General features: G+C 38.4%; 19 protein-coding genes. All 19 read right to left on the bottom strand.

Translation table 11 applies throughout. The features are described from left to right. Nucleotides 1-181 precede the first annotated feature (181 nt). Entirely contained in the window at nucleotides 182-1,405 is a 1,224-nt protein-coding gene (locus MKY76_RS05610) for a pitrilysin family protein (protein WP_342557494.1), read from the bottom strand. Between the two features lie 89 nt (nucleotides 1,406-1,494). After that, nucleotides 1,495-3,609, bottom strand: a complete 2,115-nt coding sequence (pnp, locus tag MKY76_RS05605) for a polyribonucleotide nucleotidyltransferase (RefSeq protein WP_048391556.1) — start codon at nucleotides 3,607-3,609, stop codon at nucleotides 1,495-1,497. A gap of 623 nt (nucleotides 3,610-4,232) precedes the next feature. Further along, nucleotides 4,233-4,751: a DoxX family protein gene (locus tag MKY76_RS05600; protein ID WP_048391558.1), complete on the bottom strand. Its 519-nt coding sequence runs from the start codon at nucleotides 4,749-4,751 to the stop codon at nucleotides 4,233-4,235. Nucleotides 4,752-5,191: 440 nt separating this feature from the next. Then, the gene (gene rpsO, locus MKY76_RS05595; protein WP_004224992.1) at nucleotides 5,192-5,461 is read right to left on the bottom strand and encodes a 30S ribosomal protein S15; all 270 of its coding nucleotides are present in this window, start codon (nucleotides 5,459-5,461) and stop codon (nucleotides 5,192-5,194) included. 174 nt (nucleotides 5,462-5,635) lie between these two features. Next, nucleotides 5,636-6,583 (bottom strand): riboflavin biosynthesis protein RibF, encoded by a 948-nt coding sequence (gene ribF / locus MKY76_RS05590; protein ID WP_004224996.1) that lies wholly within the window; start codon nucleotides 6,581-6,583, stop codon nucleotides 5,636-5,638. A gap of 12 nt (nucleotides 6,584-6,595) precedes the next feature. Continuing rightward, nucleotides 6,596-7,507 (bottom strand): tRNA pseudouridine(55) synthase TruB, encoded by a 912-nt coding sequence (truB, locus tag MKY76_RS05585; RefSeq protein ID WP_315055017.1) that lies wholly within the window; start codon nucleotides 7,505-7,507, stop codon nucleotides 6,596-6,598. A gap of 114 nt (nucleotides 7,508-7,621) precedes the next feature. Then, nucleotides 7,622-7,963: a 30S ribosome-binding factor RbfA gene (gene rbfA / locus MKY76_RS05580; RefSeq protein WP_004225003.1), complete on the bottom strand. Its 342-nt coding sequence runs from the start codon at nucleotides 7,961-7,963 to the stop codon at nucleotides 7,622-7,624. A gap of 78 nt (nucleotides 7,964-8,041) precedes the next feature. Beyond that, nucleotides 8,042-8,320, bottom strand: coding sequence for a DUF503 domain-containing protein (locus MKY76_RS05575; protein WP_008178987.1), 279 nt, complete (start codon nucleotides 8,318-8,320; stop codon nucleotides 8,042-8,044). Continuing rightward, a complete protein-coding gene (gene infB / locus MKY76_RS05570) occupies nucleotides 8,320-10,602 on the bottom strand; it encodes a translation initiation factor IF-2 (RefSeq protein ID WP_048391561.1) in 2,283 nt (760 codons plus the stop codon). The genes MKY76_RS05575 and infB overlap by 1 nt, the downstream gene beginning before the upstream one ends. 14 nt (nucleotides 10,603-10,616) lie before the next feature. After that, a complete protein-coding gene (locus MKY76_RS05565) occupies nucleotides 10,617-10,925 on the bottom strand; it encodes a YlxQ family RNA-binding protein (protein WP_004225011.1) in 309 nt (102 codons plus the stop codon). After that, a complete protein-coding gene (locus MKY76_RS05560; protein WP_004269250.1) occupies nucleotides 10,922-11,200 on the bottom strand; it encodes a YlxR family protein in 279 nt (92 codons plus the stop codon). The genes MKY76_RS05565 and MKY76_RS05560 overlap by 4 nt, the downstream gene beginning before the upstream one ends. Nucleotides 11,201-11,336: 136 nt before the next feature. Beyond that, entirely contained in the window at nucleotides 11,337-12,476 is a 1,140-nt protein-coding gene (gene nusA / locus MKY76_RS05555) for a transcription termination factor NusA (protein ID WP_048391564.1), read from the bottom strand. Nucleotides 12,477-12,500: 24 nt separating this feature from the next. Then, nucleotides 12,501-12,977, bottom strand: a complete 477-nt coding sequence (gene rimP, locus MKY76_RS05550) for a ribosome maturation factor RimP (RefSeq protein ID WP_313871457.1) — start codon at nucleotides 12,975-12,977, stop codon at nucleotides 12,501-12,503. Between the two features lie 335 nt (nucleotides 12,978-13,312). Then, entirely contained in the window at nucleotides 13,313-17,644 is a 4,332-nt protein-coding gene (locus MKY76_RS05545; RefSeq protein ID WP_112117501.1) for a PolC-type DNA polymerase III, read from the bottom strand. Nucleotides 17,645-17,912: 268 nt separating this feature from the next. Beyond that, the gene (locus MKY76_RS05540) at nucleotides 17,913-19,619 is read right to left on the bottom strand and encodes a proline--tRNA ligase (protein ID WP_048391566.1); all 1,707 of its coding nucleotides are present in this window, start codon (nucleotides 19,617-19,619) and stop codon (nucleotides 17,913-17,915) included. Nucleotides 19,620-19,750: 131 nt separating this feature from the next. Then, a complete protein-coding gene (gene rseP / locus MKY76_RS05535; protein ID WP_054550529.1) occupies nucleotides 19,751-21,013 on the bottom strand; it encodes an RIP metalloprotease RseP in 1,263 nt (420 codons plus the stop codon). Between the two features lie 46 nt (nucleotides 21,014-21,059). Then, complete coding sequence (gene dxr / locus MKY76_RS05530) at nucleotides 21,060-22,205, bottom strand: 1-deoxy-D-xylulose-5-phosphate reductoisomerase (RefSeq protein ID WP_342557493.1); 1,146 nt, start codon at nucleotides 22,203-22,205, stop codon at nucleotides 21,060-21,062. Nucleotides 22,206-22,267: 62 nt separating this feature from the next. Continuing rightward, nucleotides 22,268-23,068, bottom strand: coding sequence for a phosphatidate cytidylyltransferase (locus tag MKY76_RS05525; protein WP_112117499.1), 801 nt, complete (start codon nucleotides 23,066-23,068; stop codon nucleotides 22,268-22,270). Further along, nucleotides 23,065-23,859, bottom strand: a complete 795-nt coding sequence (locus MKY76_RS05520) for an isoprenyl transferase (RefSeq protein ID WP_004269258.1) — start codon at nucleotides 23,857-23,859, stop codon at nucleotides 23,065-23,067. Before MKY76_RS05520 ends, MKY76_RS05525 begins: the two co-directional genes overlap by 4 nt. Nucleotides 23,860-23,924: the final 65 nt, after the last annotated feature.

The following is a 23,924-nucleotide window of genomic DNA, read 5'->3' as shown; positions in this document are numbered from 1 at the left end:
CATGTCTGGCTATCCCCGTGAATCAAGTACCTTCCTCGCCAGTTCATAAAGTGTTACCTTTTGGGTAAAGGTTTTCACTACTCATTTTATGGAGGGCTGTTGTCACTTATCCACATTGAAAATAAATGCCAATCTCCTATCTAATAATAGCTTGAACAAATGCTATCTTATTAAAATATCTTTATTCGCTAGGACCTATGATTGAGATAGCTGGCTCTGCTTTTAAAATTTTTGCAATCAACCGATCCACTGACTCCATCGATACGGCATCTATCGATCTAAGAACCTCGTCTACTGTACGATGCTTGCGATGGACAAGTTCACTTGTTCCATTTCGATTCATACGAGCTCCCGTCCCTTCTAATCCAAGGACAAAGCTTCCTTTAAGCTGCTCTTTCGCATTATCAAGCTCCTCCTCTGTCACACCACCCGCTACAATATCTAATAAAGTGGCATCAATCGTGTGCTGAAGCTGTGCTAATTGCTGTCGACTAGTACTACCATAAATCGTAAAAGCACCTACATCTGCATAACACGATTGATAGGAGAAAATAGAATAGGCTAGCCCACGTTCTTCTCGTACTTCCTGAAACAATCGAGAACTCATATTGCCTCCAATTATATTGTTAAGCGCAATAAAGCTATACATATCTGGATCTTTTACACCAATTGCTGGATAGGAAATCGCGACATGTGCCTGCTCTGTATCGCGTATTTTTGTAATTTCCCCTGGATAAAATGAAGGATTTGTCAGGACAGGCGCAATAGCATGCGGTGAAGGTTGATAGTGACCAAATAAATCTTCAATCGTTTGCATAAGCTGAGATGAAATATTACCTGCAATAGAAATAACAACGGACTCTGGCCCATAATGTTTATCCATATATTTTCGTATAGCATCTGCTGTAAATGTCTTTAATGTAGCAGCCGTACCTAGTATTGGACGACCGAGTGCATCATTCGGATACATGACACCCCACAGCTTCTCATGAACGTCATCATCAGGAGCATCTTCGCTCATTAAAATTTCTTCTAATACTACTTGTCGCTCTTTTTCTAATTCTTCTTCCGCAAAGGTAGAATTGAAAAACATATCTGCTAGTATTGTGACCGCAAGCTCCGCATGATGATCTAAAACTTTAGCATAGTAACATGTATTTTCTTTCGATGTGAAGGCATTTAGCTCTCCTCCGATTCGATCAAATTCTTCAGCAATTTGACGAGCTGAACGAGTTGTTGTGCCTTTAAACAACATATGCTCAATAAAATGTGTGATACCATTCTCTTCAGGTAGCTCATAGCGAGAGCCAGCATTCACAAAGATACCTAATGCCACTGATCTTACATGATCAATTTGCTCTGATACAATTCGAACACCATTCTGACATGTATGTACTTGAACCAAACTATCTCCCCCAATTATAAAAATCCTCTACTTTTCTTCTTGCTACTATCGAAAAAGGCTGCGCAATTTACGCAGCCTTTTAGTCAATATTATTTTTCTTGTTCAGCGCGCTCTTTTTCCTCTTGAATTACTACTTTGCGAGATAAATTCACACGACCTTGCTTGTCGATTTCAATCACTTTCACAAGTAATTGATCGCCAAGTTTTAAGACGTCCTCCACTTGCTTTGTTCGTTCCTCTTGAATTTCAGAAATGTGAAGCAAGCCATCTTTCCCTGGGAAGATTTCGCAAAAGGCGCCGAATTTTTCAATACGTTTCACTGTTGATAAGTAGTATTCCCCTACTTTTGCTTCACGTACGATATCTTCAATAATTTGTTTTGCACGTGCATTCATTGCTTCATCAGCAGAAGAAATATAGATTGTACCATCTTGCTCTGTATCAATCTTAACGCCCGTTTCTTCAATAATTTTATTAATTTGTTTACCACCTGGTCCAATTACATCGCGAATTTTATCAGGATTAATTTTTACAATAACAATTTTTGGTGCAAACGCAGATAATTGTTTACGTGGCTCTGGCAGTGTAGCAAGCATTGATTCTAGAATATGCATACGTCCGACTTTTGCTTGTGTCAGTGCTTCTTCTAAAATATTGCGAGATAAACCATCAATTTTAATGTCCATTTGTAGAGCTGTTACACCTTTAGCTGTACCAGCCACTTTAAAGTCCATATCGCCTAAATGGTCTTCCATTCCTTGAATATCCGTTAAAATAGAATAATGTTCACCTTTTTTAATAAGGCCCATTGCAATACCTGCAACTGGTGCTTTTAATGGGACACCTGCATCCATCATGGCTAATGTAGACGCACAAATAGAAGCTTGAGAAGTTGATCCGTTTGATTCAAGTACTTCTGATACACAACGAATTGTATAAGGGAAGACCGACTCATCAGGAATGACTGCTTCAAGTGCACGCTCACCTAACGCACCATGACCAATTTCACGACGACCTGGTCCACGGATTGGACCCGTTTCCCCTACAGAAAATTGAGGGAAGTTATAATGGTGCATAAAGCGTTTTGACTCTTCCACACCCAAACCGTCAATAATTTGTACATCACCAAGCGCACCTAATGTACAAATAGAAAGTGCTTGTGTTTGTCCACGTGTAAACAGACCTGAACCATGTGTACGTTGTAATAAGCCTGTTTCAGAAGAAAGTGGTCGGATTTCGTCGAGCTTACGACCATCTGGACGAATCTTATCTTCCGTGATTTGACGGCGTACTTCTTCTTTTACCATCTTGTCAAGAATTGTGTACACTTGTTTCATTGTTTCGTCATCTGCTTCTTGCTCTTCATAGGAAGCGATAACTCGCTCTTTAACAGCTTGAATTGCCTCATCACGAGCATGTTTCTCTGCCGTTTGAATTGCGTCATGCATATCAGTCTCACAAGCTGCTTTTATATCGGCTTGAATTGCTTCGTCAATTTCAAATAGTGTCACTGGTAACTTTTCTTTACCAACCTCTGCCACAATTTGCTCTTGGAAAGCAATGATTTTTTTGATTTCTTCATGACCGAACATAATCGCTTCTAACATGATTTCCTCTGGTACTTCAAGTGCTCCCGCTTCAACCATATTGATAGCATCTTTGTTCCCTGCTACAGACAAATGAATTGTTGAGCGATTCGATTGCTCTACTGTCGGGTTTACAATGAATTCTCCATCAATATAACCAACTTGTACACCTGCTATAGGCCCATCAAATGGAATATCAGAGATCGCTAATGCTAATGATGAACCAACCATTGCGGCCATTTCAGATGTACAGTCAGGATCATTTGACATAACCATAGAAATAACTTGTACTTCATTACGGAAACCATCCGGGAACATCGGACGAATCGGACGGTCGATTAAACGGCTTGCTAAAATCGCCTTTTCAGATGGACGTCCTTCACGCTTAATAAAGCCGCCAGGAATTTTACCTGCAGCATATAGACGCTCTTCATAGTTTACTGTTAATGGGAAGAAATCAAGTGGTTTAGGTGATTTTGACATTGTTGCTGTAGCAAGTACAGAAGTATCGCCATAGCGTACTAATGCGGCTCCGTTTGCTTGTTTTGCTAACTGTCCTACTTCAATTACAAGTGGACGGCCAGCCCATTCATAGGAATAGACTTTCTTTTCGTTCATTCAATGAACCCCTCTCTATTATAAAAACACTTACTTCGTCTGTATGTACTAATAGTAAGTGTACCAAAAATGCTTGTTCTATGCTAAATAATATTTCATGAAATAATCATACATTTAAATTCAGTTATTGCCAATTTATTTAAGATTTATTTCATTATTTTATTGAAAAAGCATTTTTGGTATATGGATTTTTTTATATTGATTCCTTCTTGACGAAAAGTAATGTATGTAAATGGAAATAACTGCTTCGCTAACATTAGTTTTTCAAATACAAGTTTAAACAATAGACTTATTATAACATGGAGCTTATCATACAACATCCTATAAGGTAAAAGAAAGTTGGCTCATCTAGGAAAGTTAGTAAGTCAGGCAAATAATAGTCGGGATTTACATAGTGTTGAAAAGTAAAACCATCAATAGAATTTTTGTGAAAGTTGCGTAAGTGAGTAAAGCTGGATCATCGGACGCCCAGTGGAACGGAAATCACCCCCTCACCTTGCAAAAAGGGCTTTTCTGCTAGTGACATTTCTTTTTTCAACAACTTAAATACCCCACCCATATAATGGGCGGGGTATATTCAGACTAATGAGTAGTCTCCTAATATAAGATATGTAAAAAGTTTATTATGTAATTTTAACAGGTTGAACAACTTCTTTTTTCTTATTTCTCGCCATCTTTTCACCTATGATTGGCATAATGAAGCGGTCAAGCCCGAATTTCCCAGCATTATAACCAGCAACGGCTATAAAGATTGCAAGTAAAATATCCCAAGGATTGCTAGATATAGTACCTGCCATTAGGAAGGCAAAATTCATGACCATACCAAAAAATGCAGCATATGTCGTTAAGCATCCCAGAATTAATCCTAGCCCTACTAAAAATTCTCCCCAAGGCACAAGAATATTAATTAGCTCAGCATTTGGCAAAGCAAATGATTCAATAAACTTTACATACAGTGGGTAGGCGAGCTCTTCTCCACTTGTCACTGGATTTGCAATAGCATTGGCTAAAAAGCCAGATGCATCAAAGCCATTAAACAATTTTCCCCAACCTGCTGTAAGCCAATGCCAGCCTAAATAAACACGAATAACTGTTAAAATACCTGCAACAATATTATTCTCTCTTAATAATTGGTTAAACATCCTACTCACCCTTCTAAATGATTTAGTTTACATTTCACCAACTATTAACATAGAAAGTTTTCTAACCCATAGCCATCGTTTACTAGTATTCAATGATAGCATTTAGATTGTATGATTGACGCTTATGTACCAATTTTGAGCCTCTATCCTATAATTTGCTGGATTGTATTTCATGAAATATAATAGCAATCTAGCCTTCAATTTATCTACTTCAATTACACTTGCAAATGATGATCACAATGACTATATATGGGCTGTGAAATGTGATTAGAATATATCACCCTTTTATCAAGTATCAAATCTTTTTTATCTATCGTTCATCGTAGTGTAAAAAAGTTATGGCTTATTGTTGAACAAAATTAACAAGATTATCTCAAAAAAAGACTGTAGACAAACATCAGTTTGTCTACAGTCTAATATAGGATTACTTTTGCTATTAATTAGCGACGTAAGCCTAAACGGTTGATTAATTCACGGTAACGTTGTACGTCTGTTTCACGAAGGTATTTTAATAAGTGACGACGACGACCTACCATTTTAAGAAGACCACGCTCAGAGTGGAAATCTTTTTTGTGAGTACGTAAGTGAGTATTTAGAGCATTGATTTCCTCTGTTAATACTGCAACTTGTACTTCTGGTGAACCAGTGTCACTTTCGTGAGTACGGTACTCAGCGATAATTTCGTTTTTACGTTCTTTTGTAATAGCCATTTGTATGGACCTCCTAAATTATAATTAATCCCCATTAGCACAGTAAACGTTGGAGTCATCGATATACCGAGCTAAGGTTAAGCATTTATGCACTTATGAATATTACCATAAATCACATAGTCAAGCAAGTAAAACGTCGACTTGGCTAATGTGACTACAGTAATGAAGTACTTCTTATAGCTGGTTAAAGTAACGTATTGCTTCTTGTTTATCCTTTTCAATTTGTGTTTTCAAGGCCTCAATACCATCGAATTTCCGTTCACTTCGTATACGTTTATACCATGCCACATGTACTTCTTCACCGTAGATATTTTTATCAAAGTTTAAAATATGGACTTCAATCGATAATTGCTTATCATTTGGATCTTTGAAAGTTGGCTTATAGCCCACGTTGCAAACACCATCATACCAGTTATTTTGTACAAGCAGACGAACAGCATAAACACCACTAGCTGGAATAAACGTTCCTTCTAATGCTTGGACATTTGCAGTAGGGAAACCAATAGTACGACCACGTTTATCACCATGGACAACAATCCCATTGATTTCAAACGGTCTCCCTAATAAAACTGTTGCTTCTTCCATATCGCCTTCTTGTAATAGCTTGCGTATACGGGTAGAGCTGATTTTCTCAACATCATCTGTTTTCTTCTCAACAATTGTAACGCCATAATCACCATTACTTAATAAACGCATATCTTCCATTGTTCCCTTACCAAATGCTCCAAACGAATAATCGAAGCCAGCTGTCACATGCTGAATATTTAATCCACGGATAAATGTATCAATAAATGCCGCTGGTGAAAGTTTGGCAAAATCTGAAGTGAAGTGGACAACGAATACCGTATCCACACCCTGTTCTTCAAACAGCTGTAATTTCTGTTGTAAGAGTGTAATATAAAAAACCTTTTCGTTACGTCCACCAAGGACTAATGAAGGATGTGGATCGAATGTCATCACTGCAGTTGGAATTTGTCGCTTGTTGCCCTCTTCCTTAGCTGCCTTGATAACTGCTTGATGCCCTCTATGTACACCATCGAAAAAGCCAAGAGCTAATGAATACGGCTGCATGCTTTCTCGTTGCTGTAATTGATGTGGGTATTTTAAATGAATGACCTCCATTGAAAAATCCTCCTACTCTATCGTCGGAAACATCTTATGTGGCTTCATCAAACCATCCTTTGTTGGGTGAGCTTGATAAACCGCAACTGCCTTTCCATTGATTCCATACACAATTTTATCATGACTATTTAATAATGCATCTGCTGGAAGCACTTGTCCATTGAAAATTTCTTTTTCATTGGCATTCGTAATCTCAATATATGGATAGTCTGCTAATGCATACTCGACAGGTAAAATGCAGGAAGCTACTTGCTCAGTCTCCATTAGCTCAGCAACCTGTGCTAACGTAAAACAGTTATCCTGTGTAAAAGTACCAGAAGCAGTACGTACAAGCTCCTTCATATGTGCTGGATAGCCAAGCGCCTCACCAATTTGCACAGCTAATGTTCGAATATATGTCCCTTTACTACAAGCGATACGTACTGGAAATGTGATTTCTTGTCCCTCATAATGTGCTAGCTCATCAAGTAGCTCTAAATTATAAATTGTTACTTGGCGAGTTGGTCTTTCAACACTTTCACCTTTTCGCGCATATTCATAGAGGCGCTTCCCATTAACTTTTACTGCTGAAAACATGGGTGGTGTTTGTTCAATAACTCCAGTCAATGAAGCTAAAACCTCTAACAACTGCTCCCGAGAAAAATTTTTCATCGTAAGATCTTCTTCAACGGTTTCACCTTCTGCATCTTCGGTTGTCGTGGTACGACCGATTGAAATGATTGCTTCATAGGTTTTCCCTGCGTCAGTTAAATATTCTGCTATTCGAGTTGCTTGGCCAATACAAATTGGTAGTACGCCCTCAACACCTGGATCCAGTGTACCTGTATGCCCAACTTTTTTTGTCCGCAAAATTTTGCGTAATTTAAAGACACAATCATGGCTTGTCATGCCTCTTTCTTTCCAAAGCGGTAAAATACCGTTCATATAGCTCCTCCCAAATTGCTTACTCTATCATTTATTTATTCATTGGCAATATAACTTTTCCCATGAAGCTAAAAAGTCTGCCTGCATAAACATGCATGTGGCAGACTTTTTTGCTTATTCTTTGTGTAAATCTCTTAACAATGAATCAATACGGTTCCCATATTCAATCGATGAATCAAATTCAAAGATTAATTCTGGTGTACGTCGTAAACGAATGCGTGATCCGATTTCAGAGCGAATGAAGCCCGAAGCTTTTACTAAAGCTTTAAGCGTTTCCTCTCGTTCACGTTCGTTGCCTAAAGATGTAATATAAATTGTCGCTTGCTGTAAATCACCCGTTACTTCAACACCTGTAACAGTCACAAAACCAACACGCGGATCTTTTATTTTACGGCCAAGAATATCACCAAGCTCCTTTTTCATTTGCTCGGCAACACGGTTTGAACGTAGAGACATAATTTGTCACCTCTATTTCGATGTACAGATAGTTGTGTGTTCCATGCTTTCGTAAGCTAGACAACTATCTACTACTACTTATAAATAATCTCGCCACACATTAAGCTGTTCCCATGACGGATTTGACTCTAAATAGTGGAGCGCGTGATTAATTTCTCGTTCAGCTGCTTCTTTGGACGAAGAAACAGCAACAAGTGCTAATTTCGTACGCTGCCATACATTTTGATGGTCAATTTCCGCAATAGAAACGTTAAATTTCTGCTTTGTGCGGGTAATCATACGCTGTAAGACAGCACGCTTTTCCTTTAACGAATGGGCAGTTTGAATGATAAATTCAACCTCTGCATACACGATCATTAGGCGCGTTTAACCTCTTCCATAATATAGGCTTCAATAATGTCGCCTTCTTTAATATCATTGAAGTTTGTAATCGTAATACCACATTCGTATCCTTTTGCCACTTCTTTTACTTCATCTTTGAAGCGTTTAAGCGTATCTAGCTCACCTTCAAAAATAACGACGTTATCACGGATCACACGTACACCTGAATCACGTGTTACCTTTCCTTCTGTTACATATGAACCAGCAATTGTACCAACTTTTGATACTTTAATTGTTTGACGAACTTCTGCTTGACCAATAATTTTTTCTTCAAATTCAGGATCAAGCATACCTTTCATTGCTTGTTCAATTTCTTCAATTACTTTATAGATAATGCGGTGTAAGCGAATATCTACACCCTCTTCTTCTGCTGCACGTTTTGCGTTAACATCTGGACGTACATTAAATCCAATAACGATGGCATTAGAAGCTGCTGCAAGAGAAATATCAGATTCGGTAATAGCTCCAGCACCTGTATGAATAATTTTCACATTTACGCCTTCCACATCAATTTTCATTAGGGAGGCTGCCATAGCTTCAACAGTACCTTGAACGTCAGCTTTCACAATTAAGTTGAGCTCTTTCATTTCGCCTTGGCTCATTTGTTCAAATAAGTTATCAAGCGTTACACGTTGTTTTTCTGAACGTTGTGCTTGAATCGCTGACATTGCTCTTGTTTCTCCAACTTGACGTGCTGTTTTCTCGTCTTCAAAGACAACGAAACGGTCACCTGCTTGAGGTACATCATTTAAACCTGTAATTTCAACTGGAGTTGATGGGCCAGCTTCTTTTACTCGACGACCTTTGTCATTTACCATCGCACGTACACGACCATACGTATGACCTACAACGATTGGGTCACCTACTTTTAATGTTCCATCTTGTACTAAAAGTGTAGCAACAGAGCCACGACCTTTATCAAGCTGAGCTTCGATTACTGTTCCAAGTGCTAAACGTTCTGGATTTGCTTTAAGCTCGCCTACTTCAGCTACAAGTAAAATCATCTCTAACAATGTATCAATGCCTTCACCTTTTAACGCTGAAATTGGAACGAAAATTGTATCTCCACCCCATGCTTCAGGAACTAAGCCATGTTCTGTTAATTCTTGCATCACACGATCTGGATTTGCCGATGGTTTATCCATTTTATTCACAGCCACAATTATTGGTACTTCAGCAGCCTTGGCATGATTGATCGCTTCTACTGTTTGTGGCATAACACCATCATCAGCAGCTACAACTAAAATTGTTAAATCCGTTACTTTTGCACCACGCGCACGCATTGTTGTGAAAGCTGCATGTCCTGGTGTATCAAGGAATGTAATTTTCTTGTCGCCTTCTGTAACTTGGTATGCACCAATATGTTGTGTGATACCACCAGCTTCTCCTGCTGTTACTTTTGTATGGCGAATAGAGTCTAATAAAGTTGTTTTACCATGGTCAACGTGACCCATAATTGTTACAACTGGCGGACGTTCTGATAAATCTGCCTCGTTTACTTCTTCTGTTTGCTCGAAGTGTGTTTCTAAATCCGTAATATCTACACGAATTTCTTCTTCCACTTCTACACCGTAGTCTGCGCAAATTAATTCAATTGCATCCTTATCTAATTCTTGGTTAATTGTTGCCATTACGCCAAGCATGAATAATTTTTTAATGATTTCAGATGGCTCACGGTGTAATTTTTTTGCTAATTCTGCAACTGATAATGATTCAACAAAAGTAATTTTTTCTGGAAGTTCCTTTTGTTTCACTGGAATTGATGGTTGATGCGTTTTTGGATGGCGACGTTTGCCTCCATGAATCCCTGGTTTTGGACGTTGGTTGTAACCACCGCCACCTCTACGATTATTATTGTTATTATTATTATTTTGTGTCATATTTCTATTTTGATTACCTTTTGTATTCTTAGATTTTTCGTTAGACGAATTTGAGTTTTGCTGTGCATGTTGCTGATTGTTTACTTTTGGCTTAGAAGTAGCAGATTGCTGCCTTTGTCCTTCTTGCTTTTTCACCGAATGCTGTGGTTTTTGCTGGCCATTTGATTGAGGTTTTTGTGCCATGTTTTGAGTTGATTGTTTTGCTACATTTTTCTCAGGTGTTGCTTTAAATGTTTGATTTAACTTTGCCACAGCGTCTTTTTCCAACATAGACATATGGTTTGTTACACTCACATTTAATTTACTTAGTGCTTCAATAACCTCTTTACTCGTTTTATTCACTTGCTTCGCATATTCATGAACTCTGATTTTGGTCATCTGCTCACCCCCGATTAGTTTTCGTTGAGTAGACTAGACAATTTACTTGCAAAACCTTTATCGGTAATAGCTAAAGCCACGCGGGCCTCCTTACCTGTAGCATGTCCTAGATCATATCGATCTCCAATTACATGATACTCAACGTTGTAGTACGTGCACTTATCTTGAATTTTTTTACTAGAGTTTTTAGAAGCATCGTTTGCAAGCAGTACTAGTTTAGCATTGCCATTGCGGACTTCCTTTACTACTAACTCTTCTCCTGAAATCACCTTACGTGCTCTTGCTGCGATTCCAAGCAAATTAAATATTGCTTGATTTATCATAAAATTGACTCCCTACGAATCAGCAAAATAAGTTCCTCGTATATTTCTTCAGGAATTTTCACATCAAGTTGGTGCCCTAATACATTTTTCTTACGCGCGAGGTCAACTGCCTGCTCTGATTTAGAGACATAGGCACCACGCCCAGGCTTTTTCCCGGAGACATCTACACTTACTTCGCCCTCTTTCGAACGAACAACACGTATCATCTCTTTCTTTGGTAGCATTTCTCCAGTTGCTACACATTTACGAAGAGGTACTTTTTTGTTTACAGCCATAAGAATCACCATTCCTCTCTGAAGCTTGTCGTAAGAGGTGGACAAGTCATGCTCTACTTGACGCTCTGACAGTATTCAGTCGGCGTAGGGGGCCCACTGAATACTGTCAGCTAACTTGTCACACGGGCTTTCTTACTTATTCTTCGTCGTCTTGATATAAGTCAACTGCTACATCATCAAAATCACTTTCTTCATCATGAGCAGGGATGAAAGTGCTTGTAGCCGAAGGATAAATACCTAATTCACGAGCATCAGTCTCACTCTTAATATCAATTTTCCAGCCAGTAAGCTTCGCTGCTAGACGAGCATTTTGCCCACGTTTACCGATAGCTAGAGATAATTGATAGTCTGGTACAACGACTGTTGTCGACTTTTCTTCTTCATTCACTTGTACATCTAATACTTTTGATGGGCTTAATGCATTAGCTACAAATACAACTGGGTCTTCAGACCATTCTACGATATCAATTTTTTCACCATTTAGTTCATTGACAATTGTTTGTACACGAGCTCCCTTTGCCCCAACACATGAACCAACTGGATCCACTTCCTCATTATGAGCGAAAACAGAAATTTTAGAGCGATCTCCAGCTTCACGTGCAATTGATTTAATCTCTACAATACCCTCATAAATTTCAGGTACTTCCATCTCAAATAATCGACGTAATAAACCAGGATGTGTACGAGACACAATCACTTGAGGTCCACGAGTTGTACGTTCCACTTTTGTAATATACACTTTAATACGATCATGTGGATGATAAGATTCACCTTGGATTTGTTCATTAACAGGCAATGCCGCTTCTACTTTCCCTAAACCTACATAGATATTACGAGCATCTAAACGTTCAACAACGCCAGTTACGATATCATCTTCACGGTCTACGTACTGCTCATAAATTAAACCTCGTTCCGCTTCACGTACGCGTTGTGTAACTACTTGCTTTGCTGTTTGTGCAGCAATGCGTCCAAAGTTACGTGGTGTTACTTCCTGCTCCACGATATCCTCTAGCTGATAGGCTGGATTAATGACTTTTGCATCTTCTAAAGAAATTTGCAAACGATCATCTTCTACCTCTTCCACAACATCTTTACGTGAAAATACACGAATTGAGCCCTTATCTAAATTTAAGTCTACTCGAACATTTTGTGCTTGGTTAAAGTTGCGTTTGTAAGCTGTAACTAATGCCGCTTCAATGGCTTCGATTAACACATCTCTTGAAATTCCTTTTTGTTCTTCTAGCGCATTCAGCGCATCTAACAAATCACTACTCATTTTGTTTTCACTCCTAAATATGCTTTATGCAGAAAAATCGATGGCAAGTCGTGCCAATGCGATTTTTTCTTGCTCAATTGTTACTGTTATTTTACGTGTTTTAATACGCACTTCCATCACTAATGTATGTTCATCGAATGACGTTAAGTAGCCTTGGAATTCCTTCATGTCCTTGATGGGCTCATAGGTTTTTACATAAATAAACTTGCCAACTGCTTTGACAAAATCCGTATCTTTTTTTAATGGACGTTCCGCTCCAGGCGAAGAAACTTCTAAATAATAGTTTTGTGTAATTGGATCTTTTTCATCCAATAACAAGCTTAGTCGTTCACTCACTTGAGCACATTGATCTATGTCAATTCCACCCTCAGGTGTATCAACATAGACACGTAAAAACCAGTTTCGTCCTTCTTTTACGAACTCAATATCCACTAGCTCAAGATTTAACTCATCCACAATTGGTTTAGCGAGCTCTTCAATTAAAGATGGTACTTTGCTCATTATTTCCTCCTGTATTTATCAAATTCTAGCGTATGAATTGTTCATCACTATCAGGTTAACGCAGTAATGAACCATAATAAAACAGAAATTCCACCAGTTGCTTTGGTGAAATTTTACGGTCTTACCTGCTGTTAGTCAAAATTTGTTTTGCTACGGTTAAACAACAGAAAAGAGCGGGTATGCCCCACTCTTTTGCTGGAAAAATATCAACAAATTATTACCATTAGAATAGCACAGTTCTCGACACAATGCAAATTTCCTTCATTATAGATAACCATATTGTGTCAGGAATTTGAATTTACATTGTGACCTTTCCATTCAAAACAATTGTAATACTAGAATAGCGATAACTGATTAGCATCAGGCATGCCTTCTAAACAACCAAGCTGGTCCATGTATTCGATAAGCGTTTTGGAAACACGACCACGTTGCTGTAAATCTTCCTTGGATAAAAACTCTCCCTCTTCACGAGCAGCTACGATCGTTTTCGCCACGTTGGTTCCAAGACCCGGAATTGCATCGAACGGAGGGATTAGTGAATTGCCATCAATGACAAACTCACTAGCTTGGGAACGATATAGGTCAACCTTTTGGAAACTCATACCTCGCTCACACATTTCCAATGCAAGCTCCAGCACCGTTAATAAGTTTTTCTCTTTAGTGGATGCATCTAAGCCTTTCATATTGATTTCATCAATCCGTGCTCGAATCATTTGCGATCCTTGCACCATTGCAATTAAATCAAAATCATCTGCTCGAACTGTGAAATACGCTGCATAATAAAGGATTGGAAAATGTACCTTGAACCAGGCAATTCGTACTGCCATTAGCACGTATGCTGCGGCATGGGCTTTCGGGAACATGTATTTTATCTTTTTACAAGATTCAATATACCAACCTGGTACTTTATTGGCGAGCATCTCGGCTTCAAATTCTTCTGATAATCCCTTCCCTTTACGAACAGATTCCATAATTTTGAAGGCTAGTGACGGCTCTAGACCTTGATAAATTAAATACACCATAATGTCATCACGACAACCAATTACTTCTTTTAGCACACATGTACCGTTTTGAATTAATTCTTGTGCATTCCCTAGCCATACGTCTGTTCCATGGGAAAGTCCAGAAATTTGTACAAGCTCCGAGAATGTCGAAGGCTTCGTATCTTCTAGCATTTGACGTACAAAACGCGTACCGAATTCTGGTATACCTAGTGTCCCTGTCTTACAGCCAATTTGCTTTTCTGTAACACCTAAAGATTCAGGAGAACTAAAAATTTTCATGACGACAGGATCATCGGTCGGAATTGTTTTAGGATCGATTCCCGATAAATCCTGTAACATTCTGATCACCGTTGGATCATCGTGTCCAAGTATATCTAGCTTTAAAATATTGTCATGAATAGAGTGGAAATCAAAATGGGTTGTACGCCATTCTGCATCCTGCGCATCTGCAGGGAATTGCACTGGAGAAAAATCATAAATGTCCATATAATCTGGAACAACAATAATTCCTCCAGGGTGTTGCCCAGTTGTACGTTTTACTCCTGTACAGCCTTGAACTAAACGATCAACTTCTGCTCCACGAAAATGTAAATTATGGTCATTTGCATAGCCTTTCACATAGCCATATGCTGTTTTCTCCGCAACTGTACCGATTGTTCCAGCACGGAATACATAATCCTCACCAAATAGCACCTTTGTATAGTTGTGCGCTTGAGGCTGATATTCACCCGAAAAATTTAAATCGATATCTGGTACCTTATCACCTTTGAATCCAAGGAAGGTTTCAAATGGTATGTCTTGTCCATCTTTTTTATAAGGTGTTCCACATTCCGTACAGTCTTTATTTGGTAAATCGAAGCCTGAGCTGACAGATCCATCATCGAAAAACTCGGAATGTTTACAACTAGGACAAATATAGTGAGGCGGTAATGGGTTAACCTCTGTGATTTCCATAAAAGTGGCTACTAATGAGGAACCCACCGAACCACGTGACCCTACTAAATAACCATCAGCTAATGATTTTTTCACTAGCTTGGCAGAAATTAAATAAATAACACCAAAACCGTGTCCCAAAATCGATTTTAACTCTTTTTCAATTCGAGCTTTCACAATTTCCGGTAACTCCTCACCATAAATACGATGGGCCATTTCATAAGTTAAATTGGTTACTTCATCATCGGAGCCCTCAATTTTTGGTGTATATAGGTCATCCTTAATCGGTTTAACGTCCCCAATACTTGCTGCTACTTTTTGAGCATTCGTCACAACCACTTCTTTTGCAAGATCCGGTCCTAAAAAATCAAATTCTTTCAGCATTTCATCAGTTGTTCTAAAATGGACTTCTGGTAGCTTAGAACGATTTAAAATATTTGCTCCACCTTGTGAACCAATAAGTATTTGCCTAAACATCCCATCTGTCGGATCTAAATAATGAACATTTCCAGTTGCAACAACAGGTTTATCTAGCTTCTTCCCGAGTTTAACAAGTTTACGGATAATATCTTCTAATGTCCATTCATCACGTACAACATTGCGTTCGATTAATGGTGCATATACAGCCTTCGGTTGCACCTCAATATAATCATAAAAACGAGCGACTTTCTCTGCTTCCTCTGGAGACTTATTCATCATTGTTTCGAATACTTCACCATTACTGCAACCTGATCCAACTAATAAACCCTCACGATATTGTTCAAGCACGGCACGTGTCACCCGAGGAACACGATAGAATGTTTTTGTATGAGAGTGTGAGACGATTTTAAATAAGTTTTTTAAGCCTGCATTATCGACTGCTAAAATTGTACAATGCATAGGTCTACCTTTTTTATAGGCATCCCCACCACCAATATGCTTATTGAAGTCATCATGGTATTTAATAGCTAGCTCATCAGCATCCTTTAATAGCTGCAGGAGTAGAAATCCTGTCGCCTCTGTATCATAAATTGCTCGGTGATGCTGTGTTAATTCAATATTGAATTTTTTACACAGTGTATTCAAGCGATGGTTTTTCATTGTAGGATAAAGCAATCTTGCTAGCTCTAATGTATCAATGACAGGATGGACTGTGTCTTCAAGACCAAATTTTTTATAGCCTGTATATAGGAAGCCAATATCAAATGATGCGTTATGAGCGACAACGATTGCATCTCCAATAAAGGCATGAAATTCTTTAATGACCTGCTCTACCTCTGGTGCATTTCGAACCATATCATCCGTAATACCTGTTAATTCAATGGTAGTAGCCGAAAGTGGATGATGTGGATTTGCAAAACTTTCATATTTATCAATAACTTGTCCATCTTTAATTTTAACTGCAGCCAATTCAATAATGGTATCATATGCAGTTGATAGCCCTGTCGTTTCTACGTCAAAAACAACATACGTTGTGTCTGCCAATAAACGATGCTCTGGAGCATAGGCAATTGGTACACCATCATCAACTAAATTTGCTTCCAGACCATAAATAATCTTAATGCCATGTTTTTTGCCCGCTGCATATGCTTCAGGGAAAGATTGCACCACCGCATGATCTGTAATAGCTATTGCTGGATGCCCCCACTTTGCAGCTTGAGCAACAAGCCGATCAACAGGTGTAACAGCGTCCATTTGGCTCATTGGTGTATGCAAATGTAACTCAACACGCTTTTCACCCTCTGGTGCTAAATCTTGTCGTGTTTCTTTTTTGATTTCATTAATATCATTCGCCATAACGATTAAATCACGAATAAACGTATCAGTTTGCACAGAGCCTCGAACTTTAACCCACATGCCCTTTTTCAGATGTTGCATTAATTCAGCATCATCATTGTCACGAGAAAACATTTTAACAATGATGGAATCTGTATAGTCGGTAATTTTGATTTGTAATAAGGAGCGTCCACTTTTTAATTCTTTTATTTCCGTATCAAAGACAAATCCTTCAATAATAACACGGCGTTCTTCTTCAACAATCCGTTTAATTTCCATGATTTCATCATCTTTAATATGCATCCCAAGTTGGAATGGACGGTCGCCAAGGTTGGCCAGTGCCGGATTGTCTTTCTTCTCTTGCTCACGCTTTTGGAAATCTTGCATCGCTTGCTGTGCCAGAGCTACTTCTTCCAGACGTTTCTGCTCCATAAATGCTTCCTGTGCCGCTATCATTTCTTCCGTTTCTTCTTGTAGCACAAAGTCGATTGCCATACGAGGGAAACCAAATTGACCATAGCTTTCTGCTAGTTTGTCCGCATACTTCGTTTTGAGCATCATAAATTCCATTTCCTGCATACAGGATAAAGTCATTTTTTGGCCGTTCCATGTTGGTATTTGAGTGATGAGACAATTTTTAAGCGTTGGAGCCATCTCATCAATTTGTTCCACAACATTTAGCCAGTACGCTTGCACTAGTTCCTCTGTGACATTTTTTTCTAATGTTTCAAATGTCGTATTAACTTGTGCTATCGTTGAAAATTTCTCTGTCAAATGCGTACGGAAAAGCTGATATAACGGAAACGGTAATATATCCTTTAACTTAATTGTGAAATGCCAAAGTCTATCCTTTTTATGAACTGTCAGGCGTGATAGTTCACCTTCCTCAAAAAATGACATATATACATCATCTGTTAACTCTAGTTGTTGCAAGAGCATTCGAAGTCTCATTCTTGCCTCTTGTTGCTGTTCCAATCTAATGACACCTACTTTCAGAAAGAGGCAATTTCTTTAGCCTCATGTTCTAATTCGTCTCAAACGCATGATGAATTCAAGAAAAAAATTCGCTCCCACACTGCGGGCGCTCTTCAAGTTTAACAGATATTTTACCATCTGTTGTTGCTTGCTTGGCTCACTGTCCCGCAGAAGTGTCGCGAATTATTTATATCTATCTTATCAAAATTATACGAAAGCCTCTATTAAAAGCATCAAATTCTAATTATCACCAATTTTTAGCTCGTCATTAATTTTTACGGAAAAATTCATTCAGACGATCAATTACTTCTTCCTTTTTCCATTCAAATGTTTCACCCGTTTGACGGAATTTCACTTCTACAATACCTTCTGTTGCTTTTTTACCAACAGTTACTCGAACAGGTAAGCCAATTAAATCAGCATCAGCGAATTTTACACCCGCTCGTTCAGGACGATCATCTAGTAACACATCATAACGGTATGATTTTAATAAGCCATAAAGCTCCTCCGCTAATGTCACTTGTGCCTCATCTTTTGTGTTTACTGGCACAACATGAATATCATATGGCGCTAATTGTGTTGGCCATGTAAAGCCATTGTCATCTTGGAAGTGCTCCGCTACAGCAGCTAGAATACGAGAAACACCAATACCATAGCACCCCATAATAAATGGTTGAGCCTTACCTTGCTCATCTAAGAAAGTACCATTCATTTTAGCAGAGTATGTAGTACCTAATTTGAAAATATGACCAACCTCGATACCTTCTGCAAACTTAATGTTACCTTGTCCATCAGGAGAAGGATCTCCCTCTTGAATAAAACGAATATCTAAATAGTCGTTAACTGCAAAATCACGCTCAGGGTTAACATTGACTAAATGGAATCCATCTTCGTTGGCACCTGCAATACCATTACGGATAGATTTAATAGCATGGTCTGCTACTACTTTTACGTCTACCGGTAATTTCACTGGACCAATTGAGCCAACGCCACAACCTAATAATTCTTGAATCGCTGCTTCACTTGCAAGTTCCACAGATCCTGCATCAAGTGCATTTTTCAATTTGATATCATTAATTTCATGATCCCCACGTGAAAGCACTACTACAAGCTCTCCATCTACATCAAAAACTAGAGATTTGATGACATTAGCAGGTTCTACTTTTAAGAATGCTGAAACATCTTCAATTGTTTTTTGCTCTGGAGTTGCTACTTTTTCTACATCTTTTAAAGCTTCATCAGATGGTTGATAGTCAACAATTACTTCAGCCATTTCGATATTTGCTGCATAATCAGAAGTATCTGAGTACGCAATTGTATCTTCCCCAATTTCAGAAAGGACCATAAATTCATGTGTTCCTTTACCGCCAATCGAACCTGCATCTGCAATAACAGCACGGTAGTTTAAGCCGAGACGGGAGAAAATATTAGAATAAGCACGATACATATCTTCATATGTTTCATCTAAACTTTCACGTGACGCATGGAAAGAATAAGCATCTTTCATGATAAATTCTCTTCCTCGTAGTAAGCCAAAGCGAGGACGTTTTTCATCACGGAATTTGGTTTGAATTTGATACAATGTTAGCGGTAATTTTTTATATGATTTAATTTCATCACGGACTAAAGTTGTAATGACTTCTTCATGTGTTGGCCCTAATGCAAAATCACGGTCATGTCGGTCTTTTAAGCGCATTAATTCAGGTCCGTATTTTTCCCAGCGACCTGATTCCTGCCATAGCTCAGCAGATTGTAGAGATGGCATTAGTAGCTCAATGGAGTTGATAGCTTCCATTTCTTCTCGGATAATTGTTTCAATTTTTGTTAGCACACGTTTTGCAAGCGGTAAATACGAGTATACCCCACTTGTATTTTGACGAATAAACCCTGCACGTAGTAATTGCTTATGTGACTTTACCTCAGCATCAGCAGGTACTTCACGTAACGTTGGGATAAATGTTTTACTTTGCTTCATTCAGTGTTCCACCTTTTTCAATAGATAAGTTTATACTCTCAATAGCATAAACAAATTTAGCTTTGAGCGCAATGTTTCATCGAAATTGCGCTCAAAGCTAGGAAATCAAATTTCATTTAACTGTAAATGAATTAAAAGAAAAATCTTTGTATATCGTTCCATGTAACAACCACCATTAGAATCATGAGTAGGACGATTCCTACAAAATGTACAATACCTTCTTTTTGACGGTCAATTGGTTTACCACGTAAAGCTTCAAAGCCAAAGAATAATAAACGGCCTCCGTCAAGTGCTGGTAATGGAAGTAGGTTCATAATTCCTAAGTTAATACTTAGCATTGCTGCCCAATTCATTAAGTTCATAATACCATACTGGGCAACTTGCTCTGTTGCTTTATAAATACCTACAGGACCTGAAAGTGCGTCTATTGTGAACTTACCGGTAATTAGCATACCTAATAGTTCAAATATTTTCACTGTCATATTATAGGTTTCTTGAGCTCCATAAACAACTGCCTTTAATGGGTTAAATTCTCTTGGACTTTCATAGCGTACACCTATTTGACCATATTTCTCGCCATCCTGCTGGATTTCCTTAACAGTCATATTTAAGTTCACTGATTGTCCATTTCGTTCAACTGTCACAGCAATATCTTCGTTTGGATGATCTTGAACGATTGCAGCTAAATCTTGCCATTTTTCAACTGCTTGTCCGTTAATAGCTGTTACTCTATCTCCTGCCAGCATCCCTGCCTGTGCAGCTGGATCATTCTCTACTACTTCTGTGATAATTGGCTCGTATGTTGGTACACCATGGATCAATCCAATCACTAAATAAATCACAAACGCGAGAATAAAGTTAAACAAAGGGCCTGCAAAGATAGTCATTGCTCGTTGACCAACTGTCTTTGCATTAAATTGACGATCGTGTGGCGCAATGACAAGTTCACGACCATTTTCCACAAGCACACAGTCTCTAGCTACTTGATAACGAACTAGACGTTCTTCTTCATCATAACCCTCTACAAATAACTCCTTCTCTAAATCGGCGCGTTCAACTTCTAAAAATAATAAATCTGGTAACTGCTTATTATTTTGATTGAAAATAATTTTTTTAACAACATTATCCTCATTCACAATAAGCCCTATTCGGTAGCCTGGCTGTAATTCCGTGCCATCCATATCCTCGCCGGCCATACGTACGTATCCCCCGATTGGTAATAATCGAATAGTATACATTGTTTCACCATGCGTTTTTCCATAAATTTTGGGACCCATTCCGATCGCAAATTCACGTACTAAGATACCTGCACGTTTGGCAAATAAGAAATGTCCAAGTTCATGGAAGAAGACGAGCATACCAAATATTAATATAAATGCAATGGCTGTTTGCATAATACCCCACCTTTAATAGCGATTAGTTAACGATACAGTGCTTTCGTTATTTTACCATGTCTAACACTATTTTTCTTGTCTCACTATCCACATGTAATATGGTTTGTAAATCTGGTACTGCAATGTTTTGGTGTGCCTGCATCACACGTTCAATCGTCTCATCAATTTCAAGGAATGTGATTTTCCCTTGTAAAAAGGCTGCAACTGCCGCTTCGTTTGCTGCATTCATTGCTGTCAGAATCGTACCACCCATACGACCAGCCTCATACGCTAAACGCAAAGCAGGGTATCGCTCAAAGTCCATCTCTTGAAAATGTAGTTGACCAATTTGCGCTAAATTTAGTTGCTGACCATTTTGTAATGGTATACGGTCTGGGTAGCTTAAAGCATATTGGATTGGCACACGCATATCGGGTGTACCTAGCTGAGCAATAACACTAGTATCATGATACTCAACTAGAGAGTGAATAATACTTTCTCTATGCAAAAGTACATCTATTTTATCATAAGGCATATCAAATAAAACATGTGCTTCAATGACCTCTAATCCCTTATTCATCATTGTAGCGGAATCTATCGTAATCTTTGCACCCATAGACCAGTTTGGATGATTCAGTGCATCTGCGACCGTCACGTGTTTTAATTGTTCTCGTGTTTTATCACGGAAGCTACCACCAGATGCGGTAATAATCAAACGTTCGATATTTTTCGGATTCTCACCATTCATCGATTGGAAGATGGCAGAGTGCTCACTATCTACAGGCAAGATGGCTACTTTGTATTTTTTGGCCTCTGCCAACACTAAATGACCAGCAGTTACAAGCGTTTCTTTATTAGCAATAGCAATCGTTTTGCCCATACGAATGGCTGCTAATGTTGATTCAAGGCCTACACTTCCAAGCACAGCATTGACAAGTACAGTCGAATCAGGATGTGTTGCGACCTCTACAAGTCCTTTTGCTCCAAACGTAAATTGGATATTTGGAAACTCTTTAGCTAGTGTTAGTGCGTCTTCTTCTAATTGCACAGAAACTAATTCGGGCTTTAATGTTTCAATCATTTCTCGCGTTTTCTCTAGGTTCTTTCCTGATGAAAAAGCTACTAATTGAAAAGCATCACGTTGTTCTTTTAAGATATCGTAGGTTTGCCAACCAATTGAACCAGTTGCACCTAATAAACTAATTTTTTTCACAACAAATTGTCCCCTTTTTCTATCTAAGCAAATGATTTAGCAAAATGTCTTTTCCTATACAATTAATTACCAAATAAATGTAAAAAATGAAGTAGAGGCACGACAAATAATAGACTATCAAAGCGATCTAAAATTCCTCCATGCCCTGGTAGAATATTGCCTGAATCTTTTACATCAAAGTGACGTTTAATAGCAGATTCTACCAAATCGCCCATTTGACCAATAATTGAGGCAAAAATCGTTACAAAAACAAGTGATATATAACCATTTGCGAATGGGTAAATGAGTTGCATACCTACTGCAAAAATAACAGCAATGACTATTCCACCTATAAAGCCTTCGATCGTTTTCTTAGGTGAAATTTCTGGCCATAACTTATTTTTCCCTAATTTTCTACCTACAAAATATGCACCTGAATCCGTTGTCCAAACAACTAATAAGCAATAGACAACATACTCTAATCCAACATTTCTAGTTTCAATTAGATAATGGAATCCTAATCCCACATAAAATGCGCCTAATAAAATAAAGCCAACTTCGTCAAAAGTAATTTTATTTTTTACTAAAACCACGTAAATAAGAAGTAGCATCATTAGACCATAGACTACCATTAGATTAGACGAATAGCCTATTAATTCTACAACCCTTTCACTCCAGTCCTTCGGGATAACCAGTAAAATTAAAGTGATCAGTCCTAAGAAGCCAGGCACAGAAAAGATGGAAATCCCTTTCATCTTAAGTATTTCATAAAAACCGACAATAGCCATTGCTAGCACAAGTAAGGCAAATGGTACTTTTCCATAAATAACGAATGGGATAAAAAGTGCTGCTGCAATTATTGCGGTAATAATTCTTTGTTTCAAGTTGTTTCTTCTCCCTTCAACCCACCGTAACGGCGATTACGTTTCTGATAGTTTTCCACCGCTTCGAGTAAGTTTTCCTCACTAAAATCTGGCCACAATGTATCTGTAAACCAAAATTCTGTATAGGCGAGCTGCCATAGCATAAAGTTACTTAATCGCACTTCACCACTTGTACGAATTAAAAGATCTGGTTCAGGTAAATGGGCCGTCATTAAATGAGATGTTAAGCAATCTTCTGTTATGTCTTGCATCGTTAATTGACCGTCCTGCACTTTTTGAAGCATCATTTTCATGGCATTGACCATTTCAGAACGACTACCATAATTCAGCGCAAAATTTAAAATAAGCCCTGTATTATGCTTCGTTTCTTCCATTGCCTCATACAACGCTTTTTGTGTATGGGCAGGTAATAAAGATGGGTCTCCAATCATTTCGACACGTACATTACGCTCCATCATTTCTGGTAAAAAGGAACCTAAAAACTCAACAGGTAGCCGCATAAGAAAATCTACCTCAGGTTTTGGTCTCTTCCAATTTTCAGTGGAAAATGCATAGACAGTTAAGACTTTAATACCTAAGTCTGATGCAAATCTCGTCACCTTACGCACCGTCTTCATTCCTTCATGATGACCAGCCACACGTGGCATAGCTCTTTTCTTCGCCCAACGTCCATTTCCGTCCATAATAATCGCTACATGGGCAGGAATCGGCTCGCTTTTAGCTAGGGCCACACGCTCCTCCAATGATAGTGTATCCATATTTATTTGTTTACCTAATAGCTTTTTAAACATGCTAACTCCCCCACTACAACTAATCGGACGTATACTAACCTATCATAACAAACAAAAGCGCCTTT

The organism is Lysinibacillus sp. FSL P4-0201 (assembly GCF_038593425.1).
Taxonomy (GTDB): domain Bacteria; phylum Bacillota; class Bacilli; order Bacillales_A; family Planococcaceae; genus Lysinibacillus; species Lysinibacillus capsici.
Note: the sequence above shows the minus strand (reverse complement) of the source record. Positions and strands in the feature narration are given on the sequence as shown.

Bases quoted from the DNA above. Each gene is read 5' to 3' on its own strand.
- pnp (WP_048391556.1), bottom strand. From the start codon at position 3,609: ATGAACGAAAAGAAAGTCTATTCCTATGAATGGGCTGGCCGTCCACTT.
- MKY76_RS05600 (WP_048391558.1), bottom strand. From the start codon at position 4,751: ATGTTTAACCAATTATTAAGAGAGAATAATATTGTTGCAGGTATTTTA.
- rpsO (WP_004224992.1), bottom strand. From the start codon at position 5,461: ATGGCTATTACAAAAGAACGTAAAAACGAAATTATCGCTGAGTACCGT.
- ribF (WP_004224996.1), bottom strand. From the start codon at position 6,583: ATGGAGGTCATTCATTTAAAATACCCACATCAATTACAGCAACGAGAA.
- truB (WP_315055017.1), bottom strand. From the start codon at position 7,507: ATGAACGGTATTTTACCGCTTTGGAAAGAAAGAGGCATGACAAGCCAT.
- rbfA (WP_004225003.1), bottom strand. From the start codon at position 7,963: ATGTCTCTACGTTCAAACCGTGTTGCCGAGCAAATGAAAAAGGAGCTT.
- MKY76_RS05575 (WP_008178987.1), bottom strand. From the start codon at position 8,320: ATGATCGTGTATGCAGAGGTTGAATTTATCATTCAAACTGCCCATTCG.
- infB (WP_048391561.1), bottom strand. From the start codon at position 10,602: ATGACCAAAATCAGAGTTCATGAATATGCGAAGCAAGTGAATAAAACG.
- MKY76_RS05565 (WP_004225011.1), bottom strand. From the start codon at position 10,925: ATGATAAATCAAGCAATATTTAATTTGCTTGGAATCGCAGCAAGAGCA.
- MKY76_RS05560 (WP_004269250.1), bottom strand. From the start codon at position 11,200: ATGGCTGTAAACAAAAAAGTACCTCTTCGTAAATGTGTAGCAACTGGA.
- nusA (WP_048391564.1), bottom strand. From the start codon at position 12,476: ATGAGTAGTGATTTGTTAGATGCGCTGAATGCGCTAGAAGAACAAAAA.
- rimP (WP_313871457.1), bottom strand. From the start codon at position 12,977: ATGAGCAAAGTACCATCTTTAATTGAAGAGCTCGCTAAACCAATTGTG.
- MKY76_RS05540 (WP_048391566.1), bottom strand. From the start codon at position 19,619: ATGAAGCAAAGTAAAACATTTATCCCAACGTTACGTGAAGTACCTGCT.
- rseP (WP_054550529.1), bottom strand. From the start codon at position 21,013: ATGCAAACAGCCATTGCATTTATATTAATATTTGGTATGCTCGTCTTC.
- MKY76_RS05520 (WP_004269258.1), bottom strand. From the start codon at position 23,859: ATGTTTAAAAAGCTATTAGGTAAACAAATAAATATGGATACACTATCA.